General features: G+C 41.3%; 18 protein-coding genes. 12 read left to right on the top strand and 6 right to left on the bottom strand.

All coding sequences use genetic code 11. From position 1 onward, the window contains the following. Positions 1-41: 41 nt before the first annotated feature. The 6 genes from thiD to HKX39_RS01690 all read left to right on the top strand — a co-directional run bounded on the left by thiD (position 42) and on the right by HKX39_RS01690 (position 5414). Positions 42-866, top strand: coding sequence for a bifunctional hydroxymethylpyrimidine kinase/phosphomethylpyrimidine kinase (gene thiD, locus HKX39_RS01715; RefSeq protein ID WP_171679578.1), 825 nt, complete (start codon positions 42-44; stop codon positions 864-866). Between the two features lie 57 nt (positions 867-923). Beyond that, positions 924-1601 (top strand): protein-L-isoaspartate O-methyltransferase family protein, encoded by a 678-nt coding sequence (locus HKX39_RS01710; RefSeq protein ID WP_171679577.1) that lies wholly within the window; start codon positions 924-926, stop codon positions 1599-1601. Between the two features lie 155 nt (positions 1602-1756). Further along, positions 1757-2785 (top strand): hemin-degrading factor, encoded by a 1029-nt coding sequence (locus HKX39_RS01705; protein ID WP_171679576.1) that lies wholly within the window; start codon positions 1757-1759, stop codon positions 2783-2785. Between the two features lie 3 nt (positions 2786-2788). Continuing rightward, positions 2789-3622 (top strand): heme/hemin ABC transporter substrate-binding protein, encoded by an 834-nt coding sequence (locus tag HKX39_RS01700; protein ID WP_171679575.1) that lies wholly within the window; start codon positions 2789-2791, stop codon positions 3620-3622. Beyond that, positions 3622-4611, top strand: coding sequence for a FecCD family ABC transporter permease (locus HKX39_RS01695; protein WP_171679574.1), 990 nt, complete (start codon positions 3622-3624; stop codon positions 4609-4611). The genes HKX39_RS01700 and HKX39_RS01695 overlap by 1 nt, the downstream gene beginning before the upstream one ends. Beyond that, positions 4608-5414 (top strand): heme ABC transporter ATP-binding protein, encoded by an 807-nt coding sequence (locus tag HKX39_RS01690; protein ID WP_171679573.1) that lies wholly within the window; start codon positions 4608-4610, stop codon positions 5412-5414. The genes HKX39_RS01695 and HKX39_RS01690 overlap by 4 nt, the downstream gene beginning before the upstream one ends. Here the strand turns inward: HKX39_RS01690 and rfaE2 are convergent. The 5 genes from rfaE2 to ubiE all read right to left on the bottom strand — a co-directional run bounded on the left by rfaE2 (position 5411) and on the right by ubiE (position 10043). Continuing rightward, positions 5411-5890 carry a D-glycero-beta-D-manno-heptose 1-phosphate adenylyltransferase gene (rfaE2, locus tag HKX39_RS01685; RefSeq protein WP_171679572.1) on the bottom strand — a complete coding sequence of 160 codons (480 nt, stop codon included), beginning with the start codon at positions 5888-5890 and terminating at the stop codon, positions 5411-5413. The genes HKX39_RS01690 and rfaE2 overlap by 4 nt on opposite strands. Positions 5891-5903: 13 nt before the next feature. Further along, positions 5904-7463, bottom strand: coding sequence for a ubiquinone biosynthesis regulatory protein kinase UbiB (gene ubiB / locus HKX39_RS01680; RefSeq protein WP_171679571.1), 1560 nt, complete (start codon positions 7461-7463; stop codon positions 5904-5906). Then, positions 7464-8069 carry a ubiquinone biosynthesis accessory factor UbiJ gene (locus HKX39_RS01675; protein ID WP_171679570.1) on the bottom strand — a complete coding sequence of 202 codons (606 nt, stop codon included), beginning with the start codon at positions 8067-8069 and terminating at the stop codon, positions 7464-7466. Positions 8070-8178: 109 nt separating this feature from the next. Further along, positions 8179-9156, bottom strand: a complete 978-nt coding sequence (locus HKX39_RS01670) for a Tim44 domain-containing protein (RefSeq protein WP_171679569.1) — start codon at positions 9154-9156, stop codon at positions 8179-8181. A 125-nt stretch (positions 9157-9281) separates the two neighbouring features. Next, on the bottom strand, positions 9282-10043 hold the full coding sequence (gene ubiE / locus HKX39_RS01665; RefSeq protein WP_171679568.1) for a bifunctional demethylmenaquinone methyltransferase/2-methoxy-6-polyprenyl-1,4-benzoquinol methylase UbiE: 762 nt from the start codon (positions 10041-10043) through the stop codon (positions 9282-9284). 118 nt (positions 10044-10161) lie between these two features. On the opposite strand from ubiE, the gene phoB reads away from it, so the two are divergent. The 6 genes from phoB to ilvA are packed head-to-tail and all read left to right on the top strand — an operon-like array spanning position 10162 to position 16164. Next, positions 10162-10857 carry a phosphate regulon transcriptional regulator PhoB gene (gene phoB / locus HKX39_RS01660; RefSeq protein WP_171679567.1) on the top strand — a complete coding sequence of 232 codons (696 nt, stop codon included), beginning with the start codon at positions 10162-10164 and terminating at the stop codon, positions 10855-10857. Positions 10858-10864: 7 nt separating this feature from the next. After that, complete coding sequence (phoR, locus tag HKX39_RS01655; RefSeq protein WP_171679566.1) at positions 10865-12166, top strand: phosphate regulon sensor histidine kinase PhoR; 1302 nt, start codon at positions 10865-10867, stop codon at positions 12164-12166. Further along, entirely contained in the window at positions 12163-12891 is a 729-nt protein-coding gene (gene pxpB / locus HKX39_RS01650) for a 5-oxoprolinase subunit PxpB (protein ID WP_171679565.1), read from the top strand. Before phoR ends, pxpB begins: the two co-directional genes overlap by 4 nt. A 1-nt stretch (position 12892) precedes the next feature. Further along, positions 12893-13903, top strand: a complete 1011-nt coding sequence (locus tag HKX39_RS01645) for a 5-oxoprolinase subunit C family protein (protein ID WP_171679564.1) — start codon at positions 12893-12895, stop codon at positions 13901-13903. A 12-nt stretch (positions 13904-13915) separates the two neighbouring features. After that, positions 13916-14659, top strand: a complete 744-nt coding sequence (locus tag HKX39_RS01640; RefSeq protein ID WP_171679563.1) for a LamB/YcsF family protein — start codon at positions 13916-13918, stop codon at positions 14657-14659. Then, positions 14656-16164, top strand: coding sequence for a threonine ammonia-lyase, biosynthetic (gene ilvA / locus HKX39_RS01635; protein WP_171679562.1), 1509 nt, complete (start codon positions 14656-14658; stop codon positions 16162-16164). Before HKX39_RS01640 ends, ilvA begins: the two co-directional genes overlap by 4 nt. Positions 16165-16238: 74 nt before the next feature. On the opposite strand, the gene HKX39_RS01630 is transcribed toward ilvA, so the two are convergent. After that, positions 16239-16775, bottom strand: a complete 537-nt coding sequence (locus HKX39_RS01630) for an adenine phosphoribosyltransferase (protein ID WP_171679561.1) — start codon at positions 16773-16775, stop codon at positions 16239-16241. Between the last annotated feature and the right edge of the window lie 115 nt (positions 16776-16890).

Raw genomic sequence — 16890 nt, 5'->3', positions numbered from 1 at the left:
ATAAGGACTTAATCCTTTTACTTTTATGGGAATACTTTTTCATGATTAAAAATACACTGACTATTGCTGGTGTCGATCCTTCTGGTGGTGCAGGTATCTTAGCCGACGTTAAAGCCATGAGTGCTCTTGGCACTTTTGCAACAGCCGTTATTGCTGCCTTAACAGCACAAAACACCCAAAGCGTGACAGGAATCCTTCCTATTACCCCTGACTTTATCGGTTTGCAAATGGATACTTTATTCCAAGACGTGCGTATTGACGGTGTTAAGATTGGCATGTTAGGTCATGAACCTGTGATTAAAATGATAGCCGATAAACTAGAAAAGTATCAGCCTCCCTTCATCGTTTTAGATCCTGTCATGGTGGCTAAAAGTGGCGATTTATTGCTAGAAGAAAAAGCCGTCTCTGCCTTAATTGAAGCCCTAATTACACAAGCACATATGATTACCCCCAACCTTCCTGAAGCAGGTGTAATTCTCAATCGTCGTGCCCCCGAAAGTATCAAAGAAATGTACACAGTGGCTGAACTCTTACACGCTTTAATGAATCACTCTCGTGAAAGTTGGGTCTTACTCAAAGGTGGACACCTTCCGAACAACGATACTATAGATTTACTATTTAATGGGGATAAAATGATAGAAATCGCCAACCCCAAAATTCATACCAAAAATACTCATGGTACAGGTTGCTCTCTCTCATCAGCCATTTGTGCCTTACAAGCGCGGCTACGAGATGTACCCGAAGCCACCCGTCAAGCAGTGGCATTTATTCACCAATCCATTGCGCATGCCGACCTACTCACTGTAGGTCATGGTCATGGACCTATTCACCATTTTCATAAGACTTGGCAGAACGAAGTACAATAAAAAGGCTATATCAGTTAAAATCCTCCTATTCACTGTTAATTCTTTTTAGAGTTTTTTATGAGCAACACATCTTCTTTATTAGAAAAAAGCCGCTTCAATATGATTGAGCAACAGATTCGTCCTGCTGGCATTTTAGATGAAAAAGTTTTAAATGCTCTGCTTAACCTCTCTCGTGATGCCTTTGTTAGTGATAACTATAAAAACATTGCTTATACAGATACCGAAATTCCTATTGAGGTAGATGGCACTCAAACATATGAAACCATGTTAGTTCCTCGCTTAGAAGCACGCTTTGCAGAAGCTCTACAACTCAAACCAACAGATACTGTGCTTGAGATTGGCACAGGGAGTGGTTTCCAGGCAGCCTTACTCAGTCAGCTTTGTGCCAATGTTATCAGTGTTGAAATTGACTCAAAAATAGCTACCTTTGCTAAAGCCAATCTCGAAAAAAATCATATCGCTAATGTCACCGTCGAAGTAGGTGACGGCCAAAATGGTTGGGGATCTGTTGAGTATCCAGCTATTTTAGTGACAGGTTCACTCCCTACATTGAATGATGCACTCAAATATAAACTTGCTGTAGGTGGTCGTTTAATCGCCGTCGTCGGGACAGGTCAAACGATGAAGCTCCTTCGCATTACGCGTGAAAGTGCCTCTCAATTCACCGAAGAAGTCCTCCAAGAAACATATATCAAGCCTTTACGTGGTCCTGTAGTTTCTCGCTTTAAATTCTAATTCTTGCTGATTTCAGTTGATACAGACAGAAAAACGCCGATTACTCTTCAAAAATAATCGGCGTTTTTCTTATTTGTATCCAACAAAGAACTTGCACTTCCTTTAAATATAAATGATAATTAATATCATTTAAAATTTTTAATTAATGTTTTTATATGATAAACCGTTTATATTTACAACAGCAAAGTGCCGCTCTATTGGTACAAGAACCCAAACTTCGCATCAAGAATGTAGCTGATCGTCTTGGTGTCTGCGAAAGAGATCTCGTTGAAGCAGAATGTTGCGATGTCCACAGTCAATACCTTGGTCAAGACTTTAAATCAATTTTCAAGCGTCTCGGTGAGCTAGATGAAGTGATGGCTCTCACCCGTAATCCTTGGTGCGTTCATGAACGTCATGGCAAATATGAAGATATTTCTATAAGCGAAGCGCCTGTAGGCTTAGTACTCGGTCCTGATATTGATTTACGTCTATTCTTTATGCATTGGGGGACGGTTTGGTATGTCCAACAAGGAGAACATAAAAGCTTACAATTCTTCGATAAAGCAGGTGTTGCTATTCATAAAGTGTATGCCACAGACAAAACCAATAAAGAGGCATGGCAAATGCTCATTCAAGACTTTATCAGTACCGATGACATCCCTGACATTGAACTTATCCCAAACCATAAAACCTATGCTGAACAAGCACCCAGCAATTTACGCACAGACTGGTTAGCCATGAAAGACACTCACGAATTCTTTCCTCTCCTTAAAAAATGGAATATCTCTCGTGTGAGTGCTTTAAAAGCAGCGGGTTCAGACCTAGCACAACAAGTTCCTACACATACCGTAGAAGCCATGCTAACACAAGCATCCGAACACCAAATCCCTATTATGTGTTTTGTCGGCAATCATAGTCTTATTCAAATTCACTCAGGCCCTATCAAAAAATTAGTTCGCACAGGGCCTTGGTATAACGTTCTAGACCCAAAATTTAATCTTCATCTCAATACAGATGCCATTGATAGCGTTTGGATTGTGAATAAGCCTACTGAAGATGGCTATATTACTTCCGTAGAAATTTATGAAAAAGAGGGGGAACTCATCGCTCAGTTCTTTGGTGAACGCAAGCCGGGCGTTCCTGAATTAACCTCTTGGCGGAATTTACTCAACGGTTTTTGCGAGACACCTCTATTAGGATAAACAATGAAAACTCTTATCCTTTCTCTACTTTCCGCACTACCATTGGCGTTTATATCACCAACAACCTTAGCAGCTGAACGTATCGTGAGTTTAGGTGGTAGTGTTACCGAGATTATTTATGCCCTCAAACAAGAAAAAAATCTTGTAGGCATTGATAGTTCAAGCATCTATCCCGATGCAACACAACAAATTCCTAAAGTGGGTTACTATCGCTCCATTCCTGTAGAAGGCGTAGCTGCACTCAACCCTTCTCTACTTTTGAGCTCAGAAATTGCTGGTCCAAAAAAATCTTTAGATGCACTAGCACAACTCGGCATTCAAATTCAGACTATTCCAGATAGACCCTCTATTGACAGTTTATATCAACGTATCCAAACCATTGCTGATATTTTAAATGTAAGTGAAGATGGTAAACAATTACTCAACAAAACCAAGCAAGATATCGACTCTGCCACTACCCTTCCTGCTCAAAAGCTGGATACTATTTTTATTATTAACCGCACAGGCTCATTGATGGCCGCTGGTAGCGAAACATCTGCCGATGAAATAATGAAATTAGCTGGTGTGAACAATATTTTCGCCCATCAAAAAGGTTTTAAACCCGTCGCTAACGAAAGCCTAGCTAGCGCAAAACCTGAGTTAATTATTATCACCGAATTCTCTGCACAAAATAGTGGTGAAATAGACAGGTTAAAATCATTACCAGCCTTAATAGATTCGCCGGCCGTCAAAAATAACCGCATTCTCGTTTTAGACGATTTATTAGCGATGACGCTTGGTCCGCGCACTGGTGAAGCTATCCGGCAAATTAAAAATGCAACACTAATGACTAAATAATGTCTTATTCAAAAACATCCTTCTTAATACTTTTAAGCGTTCTACTACTATTAAGTACATTATGGGTAACGGGTCAAGGAGCGGTACACATTCCTTGGTCAGATATCCCTCATTTATTAATAGGTGAAGTATCTGCACAAGAACAAGTATTCCAAAAAGTTCTTATCGATATCCGACTTCCTCGCGTTATCCTCTCTTTAGTTGCAGGGGCAATCTTGGCAATTGCTGGCGTTATTATGCAGGCACTCTTTCGTAACCCTTTAGCTGAACCAGGCTTAATGGGTGTCTCTGCGGGAGCGTCTTTAGGAGCTGTGGTCGCTATTGTCCTATTCGGAGCAGGACTAAGTCTCATTGCTCCCTTAGCCTTTTTAGGCAGCTTAGGTGCCACAATGATTGCTTATTTAGTAGGCAAACGCTTTGGTGGATCCGCTGGACTTCTCCTCGCAGGTGTTGCTATTAATGCAATTTCAGTCAGCATTATCGGCATTCTCACTTATATGGCAAATGATGCTCAATTAAGAGACCTAACATTCTGGAGTATGGGTAGTTTAGCGACTGGATCGTGGATGATTTTAAGCTTTCTTATCCCTTGGACACTATTCTGGTTGATTAGTCTAATGTTGCAATGGCGTGCCCTAAACGCCTTATTGCTTGGTGACCGCGAAGTCAATCATCTAGGTTTTTCCTTAAAAGCTCTACGTCGTCGCCTCATTATGAGCGTTGCCTTATTAGTAGGCCCTCTTGTTGCTATTACAGGAGGCATCGGGTTTATAGGACTTATTGTTCCTCATATTATGCGTCTATTACTGGGAGCCAACCACAAATATCTTATCCCAGCCTCTATTCTAGGGGGCGCCTTACTACTTTCTTTATCCGATACCGTTGCAAGAACACTCGTCGCCCCAGCCGAACTCCCTGTTGGACTCTTAACAAGTCTACTAGGTGGGCCTTTCTTCCTATATTTGCTATTAAGGGAGCGTCATAGATGAAACAATTAAAAGCACAATCCCTAACCGTTACACAAGCTAATCATCGCCTAATTTTAGATCGGATAAATCTTACGATTAACGCTGGTGAAGTCGTTGCCTTGCTAGGCGCTAATGGTGCAGGAAAGTCTACACTATCCTCTTGTTTAGCGGGGGATACTCACTCCTTACCCTCAGTTTCGGGAGAGGTTTTTCTCAACGAGATCGCCATCAAAACATTATCAGGCCAAGCACTTGCCAAACAACGTGCTGTGCTGACCCAATATCCAAGCTTAAATTTTGCCTTATCTGTCGATGAGGTAATCGAAATGGGTGCTTATCCTTTTCCTGAACTCTCAACAACGGAAACAACATCCCTTGTCCATCAGGCCATGGAATGGATTGATATCACCCACTTACAACATCGCCCCTATCAAGAACTCTCTGGAGGGGAAAAACAAAGGGTTCAGTTTGCGCGCATTCTTGTTCAACTCTTTGCCCGCTATCAAGCCACAGAGAACCCTCGCTATTGCTTACTAGATGAGCCCACCTCTAGTTTAGATCCTAAAAACCAACAACTCTTGTTAAAAGTACTTCGTCGCCTAGCCCATGAGTTACAGCTCGGCGTACTCATTGTTTTGCATGATGTGAATCTAGCTGCACTACATTGCGATAAATTAGTTTTGCTTGCTCATGGCAATATCATTGCACAAGGAAAACCAGAACAAGTACTTAACACCCAAAATTTAGAGACCCTCTATGGCATTAAAGGACAAACTATTGCTCACCCTTTTGTCGAAGGAAAAGTCTTAGTCGTCTGGAGTTAAGCTTTTATTTTTTTCACTAACGCCGTTGTCGAGCGATCATGCTCAAAATCAATCGCCACGGCTTTACCTCCCCACTGATGGACTAAAGCCGTTTCAGGCAACTTACTCATATCGTAATCTCCACCCTTAACAATTACGTCAGGACGTAGTTTATCGATAAGTTCATAAGGTGTATCTTCTGCAAAGTAAGTTACTACATCTGTTGAGGCAAGTGCAGCTAATAAAGCGCGACGATCTTCCATTGTATTAAAAGGGCGATCTGGGGCTTTACCAAGTCGCTTAACGGACTCATCGGTATTCACTGCTACCACTAGGCTTGCACCCAATGCCTTTGCTGCCTCTAAATACGTCACATGGCCTCGATGTAGAATATCGAATACCCCATTGGTAAAAATCAAAGGTCTTTGCAACTCCCCAGCCGCTATTTTTTCTAAAATTTGCTCAGGAGAAAGGATTTTTTGTTCAAACTTTGCCATCACTCATTCCTCGTTATAGCATCGGTAACACAACAAAATACACCACCATAGCAAAACTTGCTAAAGCAATCCCTGTACCAACCCATGCAAGGCGTTTACGTTGTTTTTGTTCCGCACTTAGTGTCTGCAAAGCCTTAAGAATTTCTGCAGAATAATCCTCTTTTGATAAGTTTTGTTGTAAAAGGCGAGGTAATGCAGGAAGAATCCCTGACCATTGTGCCGCCTCTTTTTTAAGCCGAGAAGCAAACCCTTGTGGTCCAATTCTTTGCCACATCCATTTTTCTAAGAAAGGTTTTGCCGTCTGCCATAAATCTAAATTGGGATCTAATTCTCTACCCATTCCCTCAATATTCAACAATGTCTTTTGCAATAACACTAATTGAGGTTGAATTTCTACATTAAACCGACGTGATGTCTGGAATAGACGCATCAATACTTGCCCCAAACTAATTTCAGATAAGGGTCGATCAAAATGAGGCTCACATACCGTTCGTACAGCACCTTCAAGCAATTCCTCGCGAGTATCTCGTGGCACCCATCCCGACTCAATATGTAATTGAGCCACACGACGATAATCTCGCTGGAAGAAGGCCAAAAAGTTTTGCGCTAAATAATTTTTATCAAACTCAGATAAAGAGCCGACGATACCAAAATCCACCGCAATATATTGACCAAATGTCTTTTCCTCCAAAGAAACCAGAATATTACCGGGGTGCATATCCGCGTGAAAGAATCCATCATCAAATACTTGCGTAAAGAAAATCTCCACTCCCATCCGCGCTAACTTAGCAATATCGACACCATGAGCTTTTAACTCATCGATACGATTGATAGGAATACCTTCCATCCATTCCATCGTAAAGACATCCTTACTGGAATACTCCCAAAATACTTCTGGAACGAGTAACAAACCAGCACGCTTAGGATCATTGATAAAATTTCTACGCAACTGGCTACAATTCGCTGCTTCCACTTGCAAATCGAGTTCGTCATGCAAATATTGATCAAATTCTGCAACGACTTCTTTAGGTTTTAAGCGTTTTCCATCAGGAATATAACGTTGCACTAGGGAAGCAAAAGAGCGCATTAAGGCCAAATCTTTTTCAATGACAGAGAGCATGCCCGGACGCAATACCTTAACAGCTACTTTTTTACCATTAAACAAATAGGCAATATGTACTTGTGCTACCGAGGCTGACGCATGCGGAGTCAGATTAAACTCAGCAAAAAGTTCATTTAGCGGTTTGCCTAAAGATTTTTCAATCATTTCGACAGCTTTCTCAGAGGCAAACGGAGGTACTTTGTCTTGTAATAAAGCTAACTCATCCGCAATATCATGTGGGACTAAATCACGACGCGTCGATAAAACCTGCCCGAACTTCACAAAAATAGGCCCTAATGTCTCCAGCGCCTCTCGTAAGCGCTCGCCTCGTGGTTTGCTGTATTTACGCCCCAAACGGGTCATTTTCATGAGAAATGTCGCCACAGGATGATGAATACTTTCGAGCAATAACTCATCTAGCCCATATCGCCAACAAATAAAGGTAATTCGTATTAAACGCAAAAATCTCATTTAAACCTTCTGTAATTTTTGAATGCGTTGTTCTAATTGTGCGATAGATTGATGCAAAGATTGAATATCCTCTTTTAGTACATCAACGACTGGTGCCTGCACAATAACGTGGTAATCTTGACTTAAGAATGCCTTTGTTTTTTCAAGTCCTTTTTCGTGAACTTCCTTACCCACTACCATCGCTTTCTTAAAGGTATTTAGCATGATATTAGCCATAAAAGGGCCAACCATATTACTTAATTCTGCCCCGATATCCCAACGTAAATCATGCGCCAACTCAGACACTAACCTCGCCAAACCAGCATCACCCTCTATATGTAATAAAGAAGCTAACTCATCCATACTCGCTTTTTCACGCAACACCGTAGGTAGACGTTGTAATGATGAATCATCGATTGTCAATGTCACATTAGGCATTGTTTCTGCATCTGCCAAGCTCATATATCCTGTTGGCAATATCAATAAAACAAGCTGAAAACGACTAATTTTCAAACGAATATATTTGCCAGCGTGTAATTGCGTTTTTTTTAAGGCCCATTCTTCGCGTCGTAATAACGCATTGAGTAAGTTAATAGCAATTTGCTGTGGCTGAAGGCTAGAAAACATAATAGAAAACAATAAAAATAAGAACTCTAGTTTAACAAAAATCCCTGACTGAAAAATATCAATCAGGGATTTACAATGCACAGATTACATTAAATGAGCATTTAGTTGATTAGACATCAATTTGCTGAATACCAGCAAGTAACCAACCACTATTGTCTGCTTTATATAAATTCCAAACTTCTTCGAAACGGAAAGCTGCTTGATTGGCCTCCTCACGTAACATACCTGAGAAACGGACACTCGCTAAATGTCCATCAAAACCAGCATCGGTAATTTTCTCCATACCAAGCAATTCAGCATTTAATAAGACTACCTCAGTTTTGGTACGACCTGACTGTGCCTCAATCTGTGGTGTGAGTTCACGCACTAAATCATCTGTCATATATTGACGCAACTGAACAACATCCCCCTTATCCCACAAGTCTTGGATAAAGACAAATTGTTTTTTGGCTTCTTGCAAGAAAGCTACCGTATTAAAATCAGCAGGAATAAACCAACTTGAATCTAAGGGTTGAGCCACTTGCGTATCGGCAACACTCGGTGCTGACGTTGCGGCTGGTGTAACCACAGGTTGCTGACTCTCTGATGAAGCACGAAATGTATTATTTGCAGTATGACTACCCGAGTAAGCACCTGCACCCGCTGTCACTGGACGAGTAGCACCACCACGTAAACGACGTAGAATAAACATCACACCAAATACGACAATCGCAATCAGAATAGCACTAGATAAGAACTCTAAGAAAGCGCCACTTAAGCCCAAATGAGAAAGTAAGGCCGCAATACCTAAACCTGCCGCAATCCCTGCAATAGGTCCTAAGAAACGCGACATACCACTGCGTTGTGGTTGTGTTGCGGTATTACGAGCTGTCGTCGTACTACTTGCCGTAGGTGCTGCCGCATTATTAGTACGTGCTGTCGGTGCTACAGGAACTTGAGTAGCAGGCGCTCGATTAATATTGCTAGACTGACGACCAAAACTACCGCCACCACCTGCACGACGAGCCTCAGCATCCGCCATAAACATCGTAGAAGAGGCAAATATTACCACAGCTGCCGATAAAACTTTAGAAAACTTCTTTCTCATAACTTCCTTTAAATATTAGTGAATTTCATACTAAGTGAAGTCAAGTGTAGCATAAAATACAATTTCCTCACTATACGTAAAATCACTAAGTTTCAGTTGGTTTCCAGCACTCACTACGCCTCAGATTAGCGAAGCTTAATTCCTTCATGTAAAGCTGTAATACCCGCTGTTAGGTTATGATAATTCACTCGCTCAAAACCCACATCCCTCATCATTTGAGCCAGTGTTTCTTGGTCTGGATGCATACGGATAGACTCCGCTAAATAGCGATAGCTGTCTTCGTCATTCGCCACTTTTTTACCTAACCAAGGAAGAATATTAAAAGAATACCAATCATACGCTGGAGCTAAAGGCTTATAGATTTGTGAAAATTCTAAAACTAATAGCTTACCACCCGGTTTTAAGACGCGTAGCATTTCAGCCAACGCCTTATCTTTGTGCGTCATATTCCGTAAACCGAACGCCACCGTAACAATATCAAAGTAATTATCTGGAAAAGGCAAAGCTTCCGCATCACACACAACACTAGGTACACTAAAACCCTTATCAATCAAACGATCGCGACCTACACTCAGCATAGACTCATTAATATCGGTATGCCATACCTCACCTGTTTTGCCCACTTTTTTCGCAAAAGCCATGGTTAAGTCACCCGTCCCTGCGGCAATATCTAGCACTTTCATGCCGGGACGCACATTAGACTTACCAATGGTGAACATTTTCCAAATGCGATGCAAACCAACCGACATAAAATCGTTCATCACATCATAACGTGCCGCCACCGAATGAAATACATTGGCGACCTTATTCGCTTTTTCGACTTCTTTTACTGTCTGGAAGCCAAAGTGAGTCGTTTCTTGTTCAGGTGTTTTATTTTCAATACTCATAATTTTTACAATAAATTGTCACAAACATGACATAAAATAAGTTTAGGATAAGCTAATTAAGCGTATAAGCTGTCACTTATACATTTCCTATCAATCGATTTTCTTATTTTACCCTATTATGGCAAGTACCATTCTCGTTGTTGAAGATGAACCCGCAATTCAAGAACTCATTGCAGTCAATTTGACCTTTGCCGGTCATAAAGTGCTCCGTGCAATGGATGCTGAACAAGCTAAGATTCTGATTAACGCTGAACTACCCGACCTTATCCTATTAGATTGGATGCTTCCTACTACATCAGGTCTCACACTCGCTCGCACATTACGACAAGATGAACGCACGCGTGATACGCCTATTATTATGCTAACAGCAAAAAGTACGGAAGATGACAAAATTGAGGGGCTAGAAAGCGGGGCTGATGATTATATTACCAAGCCATTCTCACCCAAAGAATTGCTCGCACGTATTAAAGCTGTATTGCGTCGTCGCTCCCCTCAGCTAACCGACGATGAAATTACAGTGGCTGGTCTACATTTAGATCCCGTTGCTCATCGGGTGACAGGTCACGATACAAAGCTCACCCTTGGCCCAACGGAATTTAGATTACTGCATTTCTTTATGACCCATACCGACCGTGTATTCACACGAGGCCAATTACTTGATTTAGTATGGGGCGATCATGTTTTCTTAGAGGAACGCACCGTTGATGTGCATATTCGTCGCTTACGTAAAGCGCTAGAACCAAGCGAACACCATAATCTCATTGAGACAGTACGAGGTAGCGGGTATCGCTTTACGAGCAAACCCGCGCTTTGACATATATATGCTAAACACCAGACCCTTTATTTTTTTAATCCTGACCCTACTCATAGCCTCTCTTGTCCAATCATGGCAAGGAGGCTTTTCCGGTCTTATTACTATCGGTATTTTATTATTTGCTTATGTCCTTATGGACTACCGCTTATTTTTGAAAACACTACGCTGGGTCAATAATATCGAAAATACACCGCCAAGTTATGTTGGCAAATACGAACAAATCATCTACCCTATTTATAAGCATTTTCGTAGCCAAACCATTGATTTAGCCCAATCAAATCAACTTAATCAAAATATCTTATGGGCAGCCAACGCCTTTCCCGCTGCTGTCATTATTTTAGATAAAAACTATCTGATTCGTTGGTGTAATCGTCATGCCAAGCAGCTCCTTAATATTGATTACAAAAAAGATAGTGGTCACAACTTACTAAACTATATTCGTACTCCAGATTTTTATCAATACGTCTCTGAAGGCAATTGGTCAAAACCTTTTCTTGTGTCAGAAGTTCGCGATGGAAGACGTTATCACCTCAAATATGAGTTAACCCAATACAATGGTGATAATATCCTACTGCTTTGTTTTGATAACACACAATTAGAAACCTTGCGTACCACACAACAAGACTTTGTTGCCAACGTTTCTCATGAACTTCGTACTCCACTAACGGTATTAAGTGGTTTTTTAGAAACACTCAAAGACTTACCCCCTGAAGCCATTTCAGCCGAACAGCGCCAACACTTTGAAAGTTTAATGCAAGAACAAACTAGCCGAATGTTGGCTATTGTCAGTGATTTGCTCACCTTATCAACACTAGAATCCACCAAACTCGGCGACCAGCCCCCCGTTGCGATACAGAGCCTTATCGAACAAGCGCGGGCACAAACTGAAGCACTATCCAGCCAACAACATAGCTTTCATTGGGATATTAACCAAGACCTCACCATAACAGGCAATGCAACAGAACTTAGCTCAGCTATTACCAACTTGCTTACAAATGCAGTAAGATATACACCTTCAGGTGGCACAATTAGTGTCTTCTGGGGGGTCAATGAGCAAAATGAAGCTGTCTTTAGTGTCACTGACTCAGGTCTTGGCATTGCACCAAGTGATATTCCTCGCGTTACCGAGCGTTTTTATCGCGTAGATAAAAGCCGCTCGCGAGCATCAGGCGGTACAGGCTTAGGGCTAGCCATCACTAAACATATTGCGATTCGACATAATGCAAAATTACAGATTAAAAGTAAACTCAATAAAGGCAGCACCTTTAGTTTAGTATTTCCACAAGAAAATATTGCATCAAATTTATGAGTACAGCACTCCCTTATTTATTCGAATACGAAGGTGATAGCACGCTTATCATTCGTATTCAATCTCTTTCGCAACAACATCCAGATGTGGAGGTTAATGCTGCTGCTATTCGTATTGCTAACGAAATCAATACACGAATAACCAATAAATCAGCTCACGGTATTATTGAGGCAATCCCGACCTTCAGTACAGTCGGTGTCTATTACAATCTTGATATCCTAGGCGCTACGGCATTTCAAACACTGAGCGACTGGCTAAAACCGATTTGTGATGCACATCTCGTACTAGGCAACAATGACAATAATTTTACAAAAACCGTAGAAATACCCGTTTGTTACGACAAAGAGTTTGGCATTGATTTAGAAGAACTATCTCACACATTACAAATCAGTGTTGAAGATATTATTCGTCTTCATAGTCAACACCCTGTTCGTGTATTTATGTTGGGCTTTTCTCCCGGTTTACCTTATTTAGGACTATTCGACGAAAAACTTAACATTCCTCGTCGTGCTACACCTAGAGTAAAATTAGAAGCAGGCTCCATTGCGATTGCTAATCGTCAATGTGTTATCTATCCCTACGAAACTCCAGGAGGTTGGCATATTATCGGCAGAACCCCTATTAAACTATTTGATGAGAATAATGCACCATATACGCTCTACCAGCCCGGTGATTTAATTGTTTTCAACCCCATTTCTAAAGAAGAATTTTTAAGCTTAAAATAAGATGAGTATTGTTGTTATAAAACCCGGCATGCTTAGTACCATCCAAGATGAAGGACGTTGGCAATATCAGCGGCTAGGCGTTGGCGTTACAGGTGCTATGGATCCTAGTGCCCTACGACTAGCCAATATTCTGGTAGGCAATTCTCGTATTCTACCCTGCTTAGAAATCACTCTCACAGGCCCTACCCTACGATTTGATAGCAATGCATGCATCGCTATTACAGGGGCCTTTCTGAGTCCCCATATTGATAATGAACCTATTCAAAACAACCGTAGTTATATCTTAACTCCAGGACAAACTCTAAGCTTTAAATCCAGCTCTGACAATACGGGAGCACGAGCTTATTTAGCGCTATTTGGAGGACTAAAAGGCAATAAAGTACTCAATAGTTTTAGCACCGATTTAAAGTCAAAACTAGGTGGCATCCAAGGAAGAGCGCTACAAAAAGACGATATCCTTGAATTAAATGGTCGTTTCCGCTCTCGTCATATTTTAGAAATCAAACAATTTATCGCCTCACGTAGCTTATATTTGACCTCAGGTCTAGGTATTCAGCCAAGACAAACTTTACGAGTGATACCAGGCACCCATTTTGCAAAATTTACCGATGACTCTATTCATCAATTCTTAGATACAGAATACAAAATTAGCGCTCAATCCGATCGGATGGGTTATCGCTTGCAAGGTTGTTCACTAAATCTTACTGAACCACTACAAATTTATTCAGAGCCTACCTCCTTTGGCACTATTCAAGTACCTCCCGATGGAAACCCTATTGTGCTCATGGCAGATCGCCAAAGTACTGGAGGCTATCCTAAACTGGCTAATGTTATCACAGCAGACTTAGGCTATCTCGCACAATCTTTACCGGGACAAAGTGTTCGTTTTTCCTTAACTACCATTGATGAAGCACAAAAAATCTGGGCAGAACGAAATGCTCGATTTAAACAACTCCAAGTACAACTTCGTGATACAGTAGACTTTTTAACGGACAAATTCACATATTTCTAGGATAAGAACAAAATGACGATAGATTTAAACTGTGATATGGGTGAAAGCTTTGGGGCTTGGAAAATGGGACATGATAGCGACATTATGCCTTATATTCACTCCGCTAATATTGCTTGTGGTTTCCATGCCGGTGACCCCCATACAATGAGAAAAACCGTTGCTGATGCTATTAAACACAACGTCAATATTGGTGCCCACCCCGGTTTTAATGATTTAATAGGGTTTGGTCGTCGCAATATTCCTATTACACCAGAACAAGCCTATGATTTAGTCGTTGTCCAAATTGGTGCTCTCGCAGCCGTAGCCAAAAGCCAAGGGGCAAAACTTCATCATGTCAAACCACATGGCGCCCTTTATAATATGTCGGCCAATAATGAAGGGCTAGCGACGGCCATTGCACAGGCTGTGTATGATGTAGACCCTTCTCTCATATTATTTACACTCGCTAATAGCAAAGCAGTCACTATTGCACAATCGTTGGGACTTACGGTCAAACAAGAAGTATTTGCCGATCGTAGTTATCAAGATGACGGCATGCTAACGCCTCGTACACAGGCAGGTGCGATGATTACCGAGATAGAAGTCTCTATTCAACAAGTCCTACATATGGTCAAAGACGGCTTTGTGATAGCTCAATCAGGCAAAAAAATTCCCATTCAAGCCGATACCCTATGTATTCATGGCGATCAAGCTGGTGCTTTAGTTTTTGCCCAAAAAATCCATTCAGTACTTAAGCAAGAAGGGCTTATCGCATGAAAAACTCTTATTTAAAACAGATTCTCACCGCAAAAGTATATGAGGTTGCCGAGGAAACTAGCCTTGATTTTGCAAAATTACTCTCCAGTAAGACTAACAATGCCATTTATTTAAAACGTGAAGATACGCAACAAGTTTTCAGTTTTAAAATTCGTGGTGCCTATAACAAAATGGCGCATCTTTCTCGTAAAGAGTTAGATCGAGGGGTAATTGCTGCCTCAGCTGGTAATCACGCACAAGGCGTGGCATTTTCTGCCCAAAAACTAGCCTGTCGTGCTGTGATTGTCATGCCAACATCCACTCCTCAGGTAAAAGTGGACGCCGTCCGTCGTTTAGGTGGTGAGGTTATTCTTGCAGGAACCAGCTATTCAGATGCGTATGCACATGCTCTTGAACTTGAAAAGAAAGAGAAACTCACCTTTGTTCACCCCTTTGATGACCCTTATGTAATTGCAGGCCAAGGCACGATTGCTATGGAGATTTTACGTCAATCCCCTCAAAAACCCGATGCCATTTTTTGTGCTATCGGTGGCGGCGGACTGATTGCAGGGGTAGCGGCGTATATTAAAGCATTAGATCCCTCTATCAAGGTCATTGGCGTTCAAACAGAAGACTCTTGCGCTATGATTAAGAGCGTCAAAAATAACCGTCGCGTCACCTTAAATGATGTCGGCTTATTCTCTGACGGTACTGCCGTAAAACAAGTTGGAGCAGAAACATTCAAATTATGTAAAACATTGGTGGATGACTACATCACCGTAAACACCGATGAAATTTGTGCGGCTTTACGCGATGTTTTCCAAGATACACGCAATATCCTAGAACCTGCAGGAGCACTATCCGTTGCTGGTGCCAAAAAATACGCACAACTACACCGCTGGAAAAATAGAAATATCGTTGCCGTTACCTCTGGTGCTAATATGAACTTTGACCGCCTACGTTTTGTAGCAGAACGTGCCGAAGTAGGTGAGCACAAAGAAGCATTGTTTTCTGTCACCTTACCTGAAGTACGAGGAAGCTTTAAACAGCTCTGTGCAACACTTGGTAGTCGTAATGTCACTGAGTTTAACTATCGCATTTCCGATAAAACCAAAGCACATGTTTTTGTTGGCGTACAAACATCGCTAGCAGATGATGCTGAAAAAACGCAAAAATTACTCGAAAAGAACAAGTTTGAAGTACTTAATCTGACCAATGATGATTTAGCTAAAACTCATCTACGCTATATGGTCGGTGGACGCTCTGTACTCGCCGAACATGAAGAGCTTTATCGTTTTGAGTTCCCTGAGCGCCCCGGTGCTCTAATGCGATTCTTGGATGCTATGAGTCCAGAGTGGAATATTAGCTTATTCCACTATCGTAATATGGGAGGTGATTTTGGACACGTTCTAGTCGGTATGCAAGTCCCTCCTTCTGACAAAAAATCCTTTAAAGTTTTCTTAGAAGAACTAGGTTATCCCTATACCAATGAGAGCAATAATCCTGCTTATAAATTATTTCTCTAGGTATTTTTACATTACACACAACAAAAAAGCTCAGTTCAGGCTGAGCTTTTTTACAAGAAGTGCTTATCGACTTATTAAAATTCATATAAGGCATGAACTGGTAAACCGCTTTCTTTAATCAATTTAGACCCGCCTAATTCTGGCAAATCAATAATCGCCGCCGCTTCAACCACATTAGCGCCCAAGCGTTGCAATAACCGACTTGCAGCCAACAAAGTGCCTCCTGTTGCAATAAGATCATCCATCAATAGCACTCTTTGCCCAGGCTTAACAGCATCTGTATGAATTTCTACCGAAGAACTACCATATTCCAAATCATAGTCCTCTCCAACAGTCTCAAAAGGTAACTTTCCTTTTTTACGAATAGGCACAAATCCAAGATTCAACTCATAAGCAATCACACTACCAATGATAAAGCCTCGAGCATCCACTCCTGCGACTAAATCCAATCGCTGGCGCATATAACGAGCAACAAAGATATCAATCAACATACGAAAGCAACGAGGGTCTTGCAATACAGGCGTAATATCTCGAAAAGTGACCCCTGGTTTTGGCCAATCACTAATCGAACGAATAGACTGACGAACGGTTTCAACTGGATTGTATTGCATATCGATAAACCTAAAAGAGTAAAATAGCAACTCATGATTATAGCCTTAAACAGATAAGTTTTTGCACGTCATTACGAAACTCCAAATTTTGCTAATGACTTACATTAAAATACAC

It is taken from the genome of Pelistega suis (assembly GCF_013133795.1).
GTDB classification, from domain to species: domain Bacteria; phylum Pseudomonadota; class Gammaproteobacteria; order Burkholderiales; family Burkholderiaceae_B; genus Taylorella; species Taylorella suis.
This window is presented reverse-complemented; position numbering and strand designations above follow the sequence as displayed.

What these genes read in the sequence shown, in the direction of transcription:
- thiD (WP_171679578.1), top strand. Translation starts at nt 42, where the DNA reads ATGATTAAAAATACACTGACTATTGCTGGTGTCGATCCTTCTGGTGGT.
- HKX39_RS01710 (WP_171679577.1), top strand. Translation starts at nt 924, where the DNA reads ATGAGCAACACATCTTCTTTATTAGAAAAAAGCCGCTTCAATATGATT.
- HKX39_RS01705 (WP_171679576.1), top strand. Translation starts at nt 1,757, where the DNA reads ATGATAAACCGTTTATATTTACAACAGCAAAGTGCCGCTCTATTGGTA.
- HKX39_RS01700 (WP_171679575.1), top strand. Translation starts at nt 2,789, where the DNA reads ATGAAAACTCTTATCCTTTCTCTACTTTCCGCACTACCATTGGCGTTT.
- HKX39_RS01695 (WP_171679574.1), top strand. Translation starts at nt 3,622, where the DNA reads ATGTCTTATTCAAAAACATCCTTCTTAATACTTTTAAGCGTTCTACTA.
- HKX39_RS01690 (WP_171679573.1), top strand. Translation starts at nt 4,608, where the DNA reads ATGAAACAATTAAAAGCACAATCCCTAACCGTTACACAAGCTAATCAT.
- rfaE2 (WP_171679572.1), bottom strand. Translation starts at nt 5,890, where the DNA reads ATGGCAAAGTTTGAACAAAAAATCCTTTCTCCTGAGCAAATTTTAGAA.
- ubiB (WP_171679571.1), bottom strand. Translation starts at nt 7,463, where the DNA reads ATGAGATTTTTGCGTTTAATACGAATTACCTTTATTTGTTGGCGATAT.
- HKX39_RS01675 (WP_171679570.1), bottom strand. Translation starts at nt 8,069, where the DNA reads ATGTTTTCTAGCCTTCAGCCACAGCAAATTGCTATTAACTTACTCAAT.
- HKX39_RS01670 (WP_171679569.1), bottom strand. Translation starts at nt 9,156, where the DNA reads ATGAGAAAGAAGTTTTCTAAAGTTTTATCGGCAGCTGTGGTAATATTT.
- ubiE (WP_171679568.1), bottom strand. Translation starts at nt 10,043, where the DNA reads ATGAGTATTGAAAATAAAACACCTGAACAAGAAACGACTCACTTTGGC.
- phoB (WP_171679567.1), top strand. Translation starts at nt 10,162, where the DNA reads ATGGCAAGTACCATTCTCGTTGTTGAAGATGAACCCGCAATTCAAGAA.
- phoR (WP_171679566.1), top strand. Translation starts at nt 10,865, where the DNA reads ATGCTAAACACCAGACCCTTTATTTTTTTAATCCTGACCCTACTCATA.
- pxpB (WP_171679565.1), top strand. Translation starts at nt 12,163, where the DNA reads ATGAGTACAGCACTCCCTTATTTATTCGAATACGAAGGTGATAGCACG.
- HKX39_RS01645 (WP_171679564.1), top strand. Translation starts at nt 12,893, where the DNA reads ATGAGTATTGTTGTTATAAAACCCGGCATGCTTAGTACCATCCAAGAT.
- HKX39_RS01640 (WP_171679563.1), top strand. Translation starts at nt 13,916, where the DNA reads ATGACGATAGATTTAAACTGTGATATGGGTGAAAGCTTTGGGGCTTGG.
- ilvA (WP_171679562.1), top strand. Translation starts at nt 14,656, where the DNA reads ATGAAAAACTCTTATTTAAAACAGATTCTCACCGCAAAAGTATATGAG.
- HKX39_RS01630 (WP_171679561.1), bottom strand. Translation starts at nt 16,775, where the DNA reads ATGCAATACAATCCAGTTGAAACCGTTCGTCAGTCTATTCGTTCGATT.